This is a genomic window from Bacteroides zhangwenhongii (assembly GCF_009193325.2).
GTDB classification, from domain to species: Bacteria; Bacteroidota; Bacteroidia; order Bacteroidales; family Bacteroidaceae; genus Bacteroides; species Bacteroides zhangwenhongii.
The window spans coordinates 4,595,443-4,609,754 of the sequence record NZ_CP059856.1; the positions used below are offsets into that span (position 1 = coordinate 4,595,443).

5 protein-coding genes and 1 pseudogene are annotated in these 14,312 nt (G+C 36.3%); all 6 read left to right on the top strand.

The annotated features are described in order from the left end of the window. The first annotated feature begins 48 nt into the window (after positions 1-48). The 6 genes and pseudogenes from hepC (GD630_RS18275) to GD630_RS18300 all read left to right on the top strand — a co-directional run bounded on the left by hepC (GD630_RS18275) (position 49) and on the right by GD630_RS18300 (position 14,240). A complete protein-coding gene (gene hepC, locus GD630_RS18275; RefSeq protein WP_143868585.1) occupies positions 49-2,181 on the top strand; it encodes a heparin-sulfate lyase HepC in 2,133 nt (710 codons plus the stop codon). Positions 2,182-2,293: 112 nt separating this feature from the next. Continuing rightward, positions 2,294-4,563 (top strand): annotated as a pseudogene (locus GD630_RS18280) (glycosyl hydrolase family 95 catalytic domain-containing protein). 239 nt (positions 4,564-4,802) lie between these two features. Further along, the gene (gene hepC, locus GD630_RS18285; RefSeq protein ID WP_143868587.1) at positions 4,803-6,968 is read left to right on the top strand and encodes a heparin-sulfate lyase HepC; all 2,166 of its coding nucleotides are present in this window, start codon (positions 4,803-4,805) and stop codon (positions 6,966-6,968) included. Positions 6,969-7,001: 33 nt separating this feature from the next. After that, on the top strand, positions 7,002-9,338 hold the full coding sequence (locus tag GD630_RS18290; protein WP_143868589.1) for a surface glycan-binding family protein: 2,337 nt from the start codon (positions 7,002-7,004) through the stop codon (positions 9,336-9,338). 19 nt (positions 9,339-9,357) lie between these two features. Then, positions 9,358-12,522 (top strand): SusC/RagA family TonB-linked outer membrane protein, encoded by a 3,165-nt coding sequence (locus GD630_RS18295; RefSeq protein WP_182505779.1) that lies wholly within the window; start codon positions 9,358-9,360, stop codon positions 12,520-12,522. 11 nt (positions 12,523-12,533) lie between these two features. Then, entirely contained in the window at positions 12,534-14,240 is a 1,707-nt protein-coding gene (locus tag GD630_RS18300; RefSeq protein ID WP_143868591.1) for a RagB/SusD family nutrient uptake outer membrane protein, read from the top strand. The last annotated feature ends 72 nt before the right edge of the window (positions 14,241-14,312 follow it).

Genomic DNA, 14,312 nt, shown 5'->3' on the forward strand with positions numbered 1-14,312 from the left:
GAGAAATAAATCAGTACTCAGAAATTGCGTAAACTAATAATTAATACTATGAACTTCGGTAATAAATTAGGTATCCACATATTGTTATTTCTTATCGCCACGTTTATAGCGTGCACTGACAACGACATTCAGGAAAACAATAATAATCTTCCTCCCAAAGACGAGCCAACCCCTCCTCAGGAAGAGGCCGAAGAACATTTATTTGATATTCTCAATCTTGATTATCCGGGATTAGAAGAAATAAAATCTTTATATAAAAGCGGTGAGAATGATGCAGCAATGCAAAAGTTACTTACCTACTACAGAAGCAGAACGGCCATTGAAAACCCCAATCTGACTGCTACTCTTAATGACACGGAGCAAGGTTATGCCGATTATGCCATAGACGAATATCGTTTTTACGTCAATGACAATTACTTGGAAGACAAAGATCGGAAAATTCCATATTCACTGAAAAGTAACGGCCAAACGATTAATTGGCAATTTGCTCCCGAAGGTGCTGATAATGAATATCAAAAGCAGTTACATCGCCATAATTGGATACCAATGCAGGGCAAAGCCTATCAAAAATCCAAGAATGAAAAATATATGCTTTCATGGAAAGAAGTATATACAGATTGGATACTCAAAAATCCAAAGCCGAATGGGAAGCCGGACAAATTCCAATGGCACCAGCTCCAAATGTCCACACGTATTATGGGGCAAACAGAATCTTTCGAGTATTTCAAATCCTCCCCTCATTTCACTCCGGAATGGCTTTCCTTTTTCCTCATACATTTTGCTGAACATGCCGATTATTTATCTATGTACAAATATTCCGGAGAAAACAATATTCTACTAAGCCAGGCAGTAGCATTGGTATTTGCCGGAACATTGTTTCCGGAACTTAAGAATGCCCCACAATGGCAGAAAACAGGATGTGAGATTATAAATGATCAAACTACAAAGTTATTTTTGGAAGATGGAATGACTAACGATCTCTCTCTTCATTATCATATAGGCATAGTAGACGGACTTTATGATCTCAAACGGCTTATCCAACTGAATAAATTGCCGGACAATCTGCTCTCACCGCAGCTCGATGAAACACTTTTGAAAGCCACCAAAGTTGTCATGCACTTCACATACCCAAGTTATTTTGAGAAAGGAAGCAAACAGTGCAGTCCCGCATTCAATGATTCATGGATAAAAACACGCAGTGTATTAAACAAAAACTTTGTGAAGTATGCGGCAATGTTTCCGGAAGATTCTGAATTAAAGTATATGCAAACGTATGGTAATGAAGGCACTCTTCCCGACAGCAGAATCAAAACATTCGAAGATTCCGGATTTTATGTATTGCGCAACGGTTGGACACCAGAGTCTACAATGCTGATACTTAGCAATAACATATCTTCCAAGTTACAAGACTCAAGCCATAACCAACTTGATAACGGAACATTCGAGTTATATCATAACGGTCGTAATTTCTTTCCGGACTCCGGAGTATGTTCATATATGAAAGAGGATGATGCAGAAGTAATGAAACTACGCAGATGGTTTCGGCAAACCAAAGCGCACAATACAATGGTACTGGGAAAATCTGAAGATCATGAAGATATCGGTGCAGAAAATATCAGCAAGGCAGAAGGCAAGTTACTACTAAAAGAAGAAAATGCCGACCAACAACTCATAGTTACCGAAAATCAAGGATACAATGATTTCAAACACCGCCGTGCTGTTTTTTATGTAAAACAACCGACCGAATTTTTCGTATTGGTAGATGAAGGATTTGGCACAGCAACCGGTTATGCAAAATTATATTTCCATCTTTGCGATGAAACATCTGTAAATAATGTTATTCTGGACAGTCAAGAGGCAGGCGCACATACTACCTTTGAAAACAATAACTTATTAATCCGAAGCTTTGGAAATCAGGCCATCACCCTAAAGCCTTTTGATGGACGGATATCTTATCAGACCGACAGAAAATACTCAACAAGAAAAGCCTATTCACTTGTTATGAAGAAACAAAGAAGTATCCCCGTGCGATACATTACCATACTATATCCGGTCAGTAAGGTTTCCAATCAAAAGATCAGTGCAAAATTTACTGATGACTCGTCAAACTCAAACCATGTTTCTATTGAAGTGACTATCAGTAATCAGGTATATCCACTAAGCTTTCAACTCAAACACTAAAAGTTATGCAAAAATATATTCAAGCAATTAGTTGGAATTTATTATTTTTATTCCTATTTTTGTTAGCAACCTGTAAATCTCTCGTTAACCTTATAAACACATAAATAGCACTATGAATATTCAACGCAGATACTATAACTGTATCCTTCTGCTTTTAATCTGCCTTTGTAGTGCGGATGTTTATTCTATGGATATCAAGCAGAATATAAATTGGCCTCAATTTATGAGTCAGCAGGATATGATATGGGAAAGATTACCGGAATATTGGTATGACTCAGCCTATCTAGGTAACGGCAGGTTGGGAGTAATGATCTACAAAGAACCGGATAAAAACTATATACGCCTGGAAACAGGAAACTGTGATGTACACGATCATCGTGCAAAAAGAGATGTATTTGGAATTCCCCGACTACTTACCGGGCATTTTGCTTTACACCCTAAAGGAGAAATAATCAGCGGCAAGATGCGTCTTGATCTTTGGAACGCAGAGGCTTCAACCGAAATCACCACTACGAAAGGAATTATCCATCTACAAACTTTCGTTCATGCTGATGATATGATCATCGTAGTTAAAGCAACTACCGAAGGAGACGAACATGACTTTCGATGGGAATGGATAGCTGCTGAAGCCAACAGCCCGCGTTATCTATTATTCAAAAGGCAAGGAAAAACGAATAAGATCCCCGAAGGTTATGAACTCAATCCTTCCCCTACTAACAGCAAAGAAAATGAGATAAACTTATCTATACAAGAATTATTGGCAGGAGGAGAAACAACCGTAGGATGGCAAGAGACAAAAACGTCTCCACAAGAAAGAATCTTATGGATAAATCTTACACACACTTATCCACAAAGTACTTCAAAAAAGATTTGTAAAGCAGAAATACGCCAAGCTATACGTAAAGGTTATGCAGCACTTCAAAACGCTCATCGGCAATGGTGGAACTCTTATTATCCCGCTAGTTTCATCAGCTTACCGGATGCAAAGAAAGAAAATTTCTACTGGATTCAAATGTATAAACTAGCCTCAGCTACTCGTGGCGAACGGGCATTAATAGATAACACCGGTCCGTGGTTATCTGAAACACCGTGGCCAAATGCTTGGTGGAACCTCAACGTGCAACTCACCTACTGGGCACTGAATGCTTCCGACCATTTGGATTTAGCCGCATCTCTAGAGAATGCACTCTATAATCACATTGACCAACTACGCTTGAACATACCTGCCGCATATCGTCACAACTCATTGGGCATAGGTGTTGCTTCAAATTTGGAATGCATGACGACCACTGTAGGAATTCCCGGTAAAGGAAAAGCACAAGTGGGGCTTCTTCCTTGGGCCTGCCATAATCTTTGGCTTATTTATCGTCATAAAATGGATGATGAAGTTTTGCGTAACAAATTGTTCCCGCTATTAAAAGGGGCTATCAATTACTATCTTCATTTTATCCAAAAAGGAGAAGACGGCAAATATCATCTACCTGAAACTTATTCTCCCGAATATGGTGTAACGGAAGACTGTAACTTTGACCTTGCATTATTATATTGGGGTTGTCAGACCTTATTGGAGTCAGCACAGCGATTGCAGATTCAAGATCCACTAAATTCAACCTGGAAAGATGTATTGGATAATCTCACTCCGTATCCGATGGATGAAAATGGGTTACTTATTGGAAAAGACACACCTTATGCTTTCTCCCACAGGCATTATTCACACTTGCTTTCCATCTATCCTTTATACCTTATTAATAAGGAGCAACCAAACAATACCCGACTTATAGAGAAATCATTAGCCTTTTGGCAAAGTAAACCGAAAGCTCTTTTAGGTTACTCATGTACAGGTGCATCCTCTATATCTTCCGCTATTGGAAAAGGAAACGAGGCTCTATCCTATCTAAATAAATTATTTGGCAAGTTCCTTAGTTCGACCACTATGTATAAAGAAAGCGGCCCGGTTATCGAGACGCCACTATCAGGTGCACAATGTATACATGATATGTTAATACAAAGTTGGGGGGGAAACTCCGTATTTTCCCTGCACTGCCGGACGTTTGGAAGGATGTCTGCTTCTCCGGTTTACGCACAGAAGGAGCATTCAAAGTATCTGCCAACAGAAAGGATGGGAAAACACTGTTTATCCACATCAAAAGTCTTACAGGAGAACCATGTATCGTAACTACCGACATCGTTAATCCCATATTCAAAGGGAAACGGACGTTTACTGTACAAGCCACCACCAACGATACGTATCAAATTGATTTAAAGAAAGGAGAAGAGGTCTTGATCTATCCTCAAGGAAAGATTCCGGACTTCATAATCTCTCCCATTCCACCTGTTTCCAAAAATCACTTTGGACTAAAAAACGTCCAAACCAACACCTAAAAATGTACAAAAGCCTTCCTCTATATATGTATGAGAAGGTTACATTATGACATACAAAAGACCTATTTTCAAGTCATAAACAGTTTTTTTGAACAGAAATAGCATATGATTCAACAAAACTAATATCAAAAAAACATTTTTGAACAAAGCCTGAACAACTTCGGCTAATCGTTATATATAAAGAGATTACATTTGCAAACAGTAAAATATAACTTTTAATAATTAAAACCTAATAAAGTATGAAGAACATCTTCTTTATTTGCGTGTTCTCACTGATTGCATTTACAGGATGCACAGATGACGACGAACTCTACAAAAACAGTGGAAAAGATTCTGCCGAGGAGGAAACTAGTTTCCCTAACGAAGAAATTGATCAACGTTTATTTGAAGTTATCAATTTAGATTATCCTGGCTTGGAGCAAGTAAAAAATTGGTATGAAACTGGTAACTATTACTCTGCATCCAAAGCTCTACTCGAATATTATAGAGGTAGAATTGGCATCATTAACCCTTATGTATCCTTAAACTCTATTACAACAAAGCAAGCAAGATATGCAGAATTAGCATTAGCAGAAAATAATTATCGTTTTTATGTTAATGATAATTATGTAGAAGAAAAAGATCTTGGAAATGGTAAAGAAAAAGTTCCCTATAGCTTAAAGTCAGGAAAAGAGATCAATTGGGAATTTATTCCTAAAGATGCTGATAACGAATATCGCAAGCAGTTGCATCGACACAATTGGATTCCATTTCAGGCTATGGCATATCAAAAAACCCAAGATGAAGCATATATGTTGGGATGGAAAGATGTATATTCAGATTGGGTATCCAAATTCCCAAAAACAGAAACCGTTGTAGATGAATTTGCATGGTGGCAATTACAAGTATCCACACGTCTAATGGGGCAAGCACAAGCATTTGAATATTTCAAGTTTTCATCCAATTTCACACCCCAATGGCTTTCTTTCTTTTTAGTTCACTTCTCAGAACATGCCGATTTTTTACTAAAAAACCGCTATAAAGATGAAAACAATATTCTATTTAGCCAAATAATCTCAATGGTATTTGCCGGAACTTTATTTCCTGAATTTAAGGATGCTCCTCAATGGCAAGCAGAAGGTTGTAGAATCATTAATGAGCAACTTGAAAAACAATTCTTACCGGACGGAATGCTTAGTGACCTTTCTTTGCATTACCATATAGGTATATTAGACGAACTTTATAACCTTAAAAGACTTATCCAGGAGAATCATCTACCGGAAAACTTACTCACTTCTAAACTTGACCAAATTTTAGAGAAAGCAACTGAAATAGTTATGCATTTTACCTATCCCAATTATTTTGAGGCAAGCAGTAATGACTATTGCACATCGGCATTCAATGATTCGTGGATGAAAACAGAAAGTGTATTAGAGAAAAACTTTAAGAAATACGCTGAAATGTTCCCCAATAATCAAGAATTAGCGTGGATGGCAACTCGTGGTGGACAAGGACATGCACCAAGCGCAGGAATAAAAGTTTTCGAGAACTCCGGACACTATATTCTACGAAATGGATGGGATAAAACTTCAACTATGCTAATACATAGTAATAACTATTCAAATGAAAAGATGGATATATGGAGTCACAATCAACCGGATAACGGAACATTTGAATTATATCATAATGGGCGTAACTTTTTCCCTGATTCCGGAGTATCTTCTTATGTAGGTACTGGAACTCCTAATAATATTCGCAGTTGGTTCCGTCAAACAAAATCGCATAACACAATGATTCTAAGCAATAAAGAAGCAGAAGACAATGATGAACCTAATGCAAAAAGATATGGAGATGAAGATATCAAAAACACCTTAGGTAAATTAATTCGTAAAGGTGAAACTAATCAATATCAGTTTATTGCTACTGAAAATCAAGGATACGATAACTTTACTCATAGACGTTCCATCTTCTTTGTCACACCCAAAGAAAAGCCATTCTTTGTAATAGTAGATGAAGGTATAGGAACAGCAACTGGATTCAGCAAACTATATTTCCACCTCTGTGATGATAAAACGGAAGAATCTGTTTCCTTAGATACAGATAACTACGGAGCACATACAACATTCGATGATAATAACAACTTATTCATACGTAGCTTTGGAAATGTAAATATCACACAGAATGAAGTTAAGGGATATATTTCTTACGATACCAAAGGGAAATTCCTTGCCCGTAAAGCCTATTCACTCGTAATGAAAAAAACAGCAGATAGACCAGTACGTTATATAACCGTTATATATCCCATTTCAAACGAAACACCTGACATCTCAGCTACATTCACAGATATTGAGGAATCTATTGAAGATGCTGTAAAATTAGAGGTTACGGTAAATGATCAGACATATGAATTAGGATACACTAAATAATCAACCTATAATAATAACTAATACTGATATAAAATGAGTCTAAGAAAATTAACATTTAGTTTTTTGGCGATTCTAATAGTTACAGTTTCACCGCTGTTCTATGCTTCTTGTTCTGATACAGAAACAACAGACTCGTCCAACTTCGCACTTTATTATACAGGATTGACCAACATAGCTCCGTCTATGACCGGAACAATCAGTAAACCTACATACAAAGGTAGTGCCCCTTCTGATTTTACAATTACCGGTATCACACTTAACAATGAAGTGTATACAGGAAATTGTTTTCAGATTGATTCTGAAACTGGAGTAATTTCTGTGCAAAACACAGAAAACGCAACTAAAGGACATTACAAAATCTCCATCTCGTGCGTATCTGGAGGGACTCGATATGAATATAAAGATATTGTAATTGTTAAATTATTAGCATCCGCTCCCAAAAGCGTAATAATCACTCCTAAATTAATACAGGCTGATTACGGAGATATCATCAATAAAAATAGTGAAATTGATATGCCTATAGCCCAAATAACAACAACTGGTGAAGAACATATCTCCATCAGTTCATACACAGTTTCTGATGTATTCAAAATCACCAATGAGAATACAGAAGAACCTGTTTACGAATTAGTAACAACAGAAGGTATTAAAGAATGTTTCAGTATCTCTCAAGAAGGAGAATTCACTATTGTACAAGATGAAAAATCAAAAATTTTAGAACCAGGTGCTTTATATGCAGTTAGTATTCTATTATCAACCCGTACAAATGAATATTTGTTGGATGAGAAAAATAGTATTAACATTAAAGTAACATCTAAACCACTTAATTTCTTCTATGATCCCGCAGAAGGAGAATTAGAAGAAGAAAGTACAGCTACGCCAGAAGGAACAACTTTCGAATCGGTACTTCCAACATATCAGGGAGCCACAGATGGATTAAAATTTAGCATTTATACAATCGAACCTGCCATCGAACAAGAAGTTATTAAAATTAATGAAAATACAGGTAAACTATATGTAGAAGCTGGACATGGATTACAAAAAGGAACAACCTATAAGATTAGTGTATGTGCAAGAAATATGTACAATGAAGAAGGAGAGATAGGAACAGTTATTGAAAATGCCTATTCTTTAAAAACAGTAGCATTTATCGCAAAATTTGATCAATTTTATTATGAAAATGAAACAAATACAATTGAAAGAATGGAACTTGGTCCATCATACACTATAGAGCCAACTATAGTCGGTGGAGGTGAAAACATTAAATATACACTTATTGAATGTGAACCAGAGTTACAAAAAAACATTGAATTTAATACAACGACAGGCGCTATCACTATGAAAGAGGGAAATAAATTAGTGATAAATGATGAGGGTAAAGACTCTTATACGATGAAAGTCAAAGTTGCTAACTCAAAATATGAAAAAGAAGCCAATATAACTTTCAAACTAACTCAAAATATAGATAGGATTACATACATTCATTGTGGTAATAATTTAGATACAAACGGTAATGCATTACCGGGTATTCAATACGAAAATCAATTTAGATTCAATAGTGAAAATGATATGAATAAAACTTTCACTATAAAAACCAATGCTTATCCTAATGCTAAGATTACATTTAAATACGAAAAACTTTCTACATCAGTAAATGCGAATATTTCTAATAATGAAATTACATTCTCTGGTTGGAAAGGAGATGCAGCCACATCCAATATCGGAATTATCACTGCAACAGTGAATGATAAGACAGAACTTAAAGTCCCTGTTTTCTTCCATTTCAACAATTGGACAAAATACAATCAAGATAATGTCAAAATCGAATATTATCCCTTTGTGTTACACGTTAATCCACATAAAGGAGGAATATCAACATCTCCTAAAATAATCCTTAAAGGAGAACCTGACAGTGAACTTTCAGGTGATGTACGTAAGAAGTTCTTATTGGAATATCGTAGAAACTTCAACTACTACAATTTTGGAGGCAATCATACTAATGGCATACCTTATGACAAAAACGACCCCAATAAAATCTCACCATTCATGGCTCATTTATGGCAAGCTTGTGGACAAAAAAATAATGCAAACAAACCACCGATGGCATTTTTCACAAACAGTGGCTACAAAGATAATAGTTCTCAATCCTTAGGTTATGTAATTAATTACAATCCGAATACTATAGAATACAAAAACCATGAACATTCAGTGAATATCATTAAAGATATGTGGAAAGATAGCGAGGGATACGCTAATGGATTTATGGCAGCAGAAATGACTTTCTGTACTGATGGTATAATAGGAAATGTTAACGGTGGGGGTAAAGCAACACCACTAATCATTTGGTTCGATGAAAATTACGAAGAGTAAAACTAATAATCTAATAATTATGCACAATATAATAACCAAAACAATTAGCCATAGAGGGTTCATCACCCTCTTGGCTCTGGTCATGTCAATTAGTCTGTATGCCCAGAATTTAGTTAAAGGAACAGTTGTAGATGAAACTGATCTTCCGTTAATTGGAGCAACTGTTTTAATAAAAGGAAATAGTGGAGGAACAATTACTGATATTGATGGTAATTATTCTATCAATGCCCAAAAAGGAAATATCATTGTGGTTTCCTATATCGGATATAAAACACAGGAAGTGAAATATACCGGTCAGCAAAGAGTAAACATAAAAATGGTACCAGATAATCAAGCATTAGATGAAGTAGTTGTAGTAGGTTACGGCTCTATGAAACGTAGTGACTTGACTGGTTCTGTTGCTTCGGTAGCAGCAAAAGATGTTGCAGGTTTCCAAAGTAGTTCTGTCATTGGAGCTTTAGGAGGTCAAATTGCCGGTGTACAAATCACTCAATCTGATGGTGGTCCTGGTTCCGGTTTCAATATCAATATTCGTGGTGTCGGTACAATGACCGGAGATGCTTCTCCTCTACTCATTGTAGATGGATTCGAAGTAGATAATATTGATAATATTGCCAACTCAGATATTGAGTCTATGGAATTTTTGAAAGATGCTTCTTCTTCTGCTATTTATGGTGCACGTGCAGCTAATGGTGTTGTAATGATCACTACTAAATCAGGAAAAATCGGAAGACCCACAGTTACATATAACGGTTCTGCCAGCTATCGTAAAATTACTAAAAAGCTAGACCTCCTCAACCCTTATGAATTTGTAAAATTACAAGGGGAAATTAATGAGAAGTATCCGGATACATATTATAAAGTGGGAAATGATGATGATGGTATTCCATATCGTTATCAATCATTAGAAGATTATATCGGTCAAAGCGGAGTAGATTGGCAGGATGAAACATTCAATCCTACTTGGTCACAAGATCATAACCTTTCAATCACAGGTGGAGACGAAAAAACCACATACTCTCTTTTGTTCACACGTTACAATGAAAACGGTATTTTCAACAACAGTGGATTTGACAGAACAACAGCTAAGTTTCGTTTAAAACAAAAACTTACCAAGAAACTATCGTTTGATGCAACTATGAACTACGCACAAACAAATAGAAGAGGAGTTGGAACAACAGCAGACAGCGGACGTTTTAATATGTTGGCACAAATTTTAAGTGCACGTCCTACCGGTGGTCTTAAATTGACAGATGAAGAATTACTAGCTTCTGCAATCGACCCGGTAATGCTAGAAGATGGAAGTAGTTTAGCGCAAGTAAACCCTGTAAGACAAACAGAATCTGTAACCAATAAAAAAAGAGCTGAAATGTGGTCAGCTAATGTTTCCTTAAACTGGGAGATTATTAAAGGACTGACTTTCAGAACAGCAGCCACTTATAACACAACAAACAATCGTATAGACAAATTCTATAAAGACGGTTCGAAGGAAGCATTCCGTAATGGACAAAAGCCTTATGGAGATACTCAAATGGGACGCGATTTGCGTTGGACAAATTCTAACCAATTGACATGGAAGCAAAAAATCAACAAGAAAAACAGCTATGACATCATGCTAGGACATGAAATTGCTTACCGTAGCAGCGAATATCTATTAGGACAGGCAATGGACTTTCCCGTTGATTATTTAGGTAATAACAATTTAGGACTGGGGGCTACCCCAAGCAAAGTCGTTACGGACTTTGGCGACAAAAAGTTATTGTCTTTCTTTGCACGTGGTAATTACAACTATGACAATCGCTACTTACTAACAGCTACAGTACGTGCTGATGGTTCTACAGTATTTTCAAAGAAAAACAAATGGGGTTTCTTCCCTTCATTCTCTGCTGCATGGCGTGTATCAGAAGAAGCCTTTATGAAAGATATCGAATGGGTGTCTAATTTCAAAGTACGCTTTGGATGGGGTATCGTTGGTAACGACCGAATCTCTAATTATCTCTCACTTGATTTGTATCAAAACAACAGATATGGCGTTGGTAACAGTTTAGTAACTGTACTTACTCCTAAACAAATTAAGAATCAAGATTTGAAATGGGAAGGTTCATCAAGTGTCAATTTAGGAGTAGACTTAGGTTTCTTTGATAACCGTTTAAACTTTACAGCAGATTTCTTCATCAAAAACACAAAAGATTTGCTGTTAGCTCAAGAATTAGCACATGTCACCGGACATAGTACTCAATATCAAAATATTGGAAAAATACAAAACCGTGGTATAGAGTTAAATCTTAGCAGTACTAACATTCAGACGAAATCATTCACATGGAATACCAATTTCAATATTTCCTTCATTCGTAATGAACTAAAGTCATTAGAATCCGGTGCTAATTATAAAACAACTCGTTCCGGTTTTGACGGAAACTTTACACAAGATGATTATATAGCTATTGTGGGTTCATCATTAGGCTTGATTTACGGGTATGAATTTGATGGTATCTACCAAAGTTCTGACTTTTACATAGATGGATATACAGACGCGAACAATCCTAAATATATTTTAAAGGAAGGAGTAGTAAATAACACTCGCTATACTGATGCAGATGGTTTACGTCCTGGCGTTGTAAAATATAAAGATCAGAATGGTGATGGCATTATTACTTCGGAAGACCGTACAGTAATAGGTAACGCACTTCCTAAATGGTATGGTGGTATTACAAATACATTCAACTATAGAGGAATAGATTTAAGTTTCATGTTCCAGTTCAATTATGGGAATGACATCTATAATGCTACACGTTTGTATGCCACACAAACTAGAAATGGCCGTAGAAACATGATGGCAGAAGTAGCCGATCGTTGGAGTGAAACAAATGCATCTAATAAAGTACCTTCGGTTAAAGGTTATATAACAAATGATGTATATTCTCGTTTTGTAGAAGATGGTTCCTTCTTACGTTTGAAGAATGTTACTCTCGGATACACGTTACCGCATAAATGGACTAAGAAATTTTATGTATCTAAATTACGTGTTTACGCCAGTGGACAGAATCTATTCTGCATCAATGGATACAGTGGATATGATCCGGAAGTTAGTACGGCAGGAAGTAATCCTATGACACCAGGTTTAGACTGGGGTGCTTATCCTAAGAGTAGAGTATTTACATTCGGTATTGATCTTCAATTCTAATAAAGAACGCAATGAAAAAGATATTTTATTATATATTATTGTCAGCGATGTGCATACTTCCTTTCTCATGCTCGCTTGACGAAGAATCTCGGACAGAGATTGATAAAAATAGATTCATGAAAAACGCCTTAGAAGCGGAAACTGTATTGTTAGGCGTTTATCAAAGTTTAGTGAGTGATGCAATGTATGGCTACCACCTCTCAATTCTGTTCAATTTAGCAACAGATTGTGAACAAGTAGAAGGAAATACTACAGAAAATTATCGTATCATTCCTGCCAATGCTTTTAATGCAAGCCAAGCGGAAATACAACAAACATGGGCTGCTTTGTATAAAGCTATTTATAATGCAAATGATTTCATGGAGATTCTTCAACAACGGATGAATGATTTCAATGAAACAGACAAACAATTGGCTTATATTTACATAGCCGAGGCAAGAGCTATTCGTGGTATGTGCTATTTCGAGTTGGTACGCAGATTTGGTAATGTGCCATTAATGACTAATACAGCAATGTCCGAACAAGCTCCAAGTACTTTCGTTCAGGAAAAACCTGAAACTATTTATAAATTTATTGAAGAAGACCTGTTACATGCTATACAAACACTTCCTTATGCAATAGACGATACAAATCGCCAAAGCAATAAATACCGTATGTCCAAGGGAGCTGTTTTAGGACTATTAACTAAAGTCTATGCTACATGGGCAGGTTATCCAGTCAAAGATCACACAAAATGGGCAGAAGCAGCCAAAACAGCGAAAGTTCTGGTCGAATCACAAAAACATGATTTATTAAATGACTTTGAACAATTATGGGACAATACTTGTAATGGTGTTTGGGATCCGACCGAAAGTCTAATTGAAATTAGTTTCTACAGCCCAACAGCATCTGGTGGTGCCAGCGACCCATGTGGACGTATTGGAAAATGGAATGGAGTAAAAACAACAATGCTCGCTGGAGAACGTGGTAGTTGTGCTGGTAATGTTAAAGTTGTTCATCCTTTTGTTTTAAAATGGAGAGAAAAAGACTTAGCAGACGGCGAAGTATATCATCCGGAAACTGTTAAAGATAAACGTCTAAATCTTTCTGTAGCAAATTACCAGTATAATCCAAATAAAGTTTTATATGCTAAAGGTAAAAGTGATACTGATAAAAAAGCATTAGAAAACGACGCACTAAGTACACAAAAAAACAAAGAAAAACAAAACTATACACCTGCCAAATGGGACATTGAGAAATACGTAAAAAACAAATTAATCAATAATGACAAATCAAACGTCAATTGGTATTTCTTACGTTATGCCGACGTATTACTATTATATGCAGAAGCTCTCAATGAATGGAAGCAAGGTCCGACTAAAGAAGCATATGATGCAATAAATAAAGTACGTGAACGTGCCTATGGAAACAACAAATATAACTTAAAGAACTTGTCTTACGAAGACTTCCGTAAAGCTATCCAAGACGAACGTGCTTATGAACTTGCATTCGAAGGACACCGCCGTATGGACTTAGTACGTTGGGACATCTACTATAAAACTGTTAAAGAAACATCCAATGCAATCACAGAGTGGTTCTTTGATAATGATATGGTCAAAAACAAAGCATATAATACTGCAGGAAGATATACAGTGTTTGGCAAACATGAACTTTACCCTATCCCACAACGTGATATGGATTTATGTGAACAGTTTGTACAAAATCCCAAATGGAACTAATCTAATCCCTCTCCAATATGCCCCTAACCAGGCATATTGGAGAATATTAAAACCTTTTTCAACAAAATCAAT

What these genes read in the sequence shown, in the direction of transcription:
- hepC (WP_143868587.1), top strand. Translation starts at nt 4,803, where the DNA reads ATGAAGAACATCTTCTTTATTTGCGTGTTCTCACTGATTGCATTTACA.
- GD630_RS18295 (WP_182505779.1), top strand. Translation starts at nt 9,358, where the DNA reads ATGCACAATATAATAACCAAAACAATTAGCCATAGAGGGTTCATCACC.
- GD630_RS18300 (WP_143868591.1), top strand. Translation starts at nt 12,534, where the DNA reads ATGAAAAAGATATTTTATTATATATTATTGTCAGCGATGTGCATACTT.
- hepC (WP_143868585.1), top strand. Translation starts at nt 49, where the DNA reads ATGAACTTCGGTAATAAATTAGGTATCCACATATTGTTATTTCTTATC.
- GD630_RS18290 (WP_143868589.1), top strand. Translation starts at nt 7,002, where the DNA reads ATGAGTCTAAGAAAATTAACATTTAGTTTTTTGGCGATTCTAATAGTT.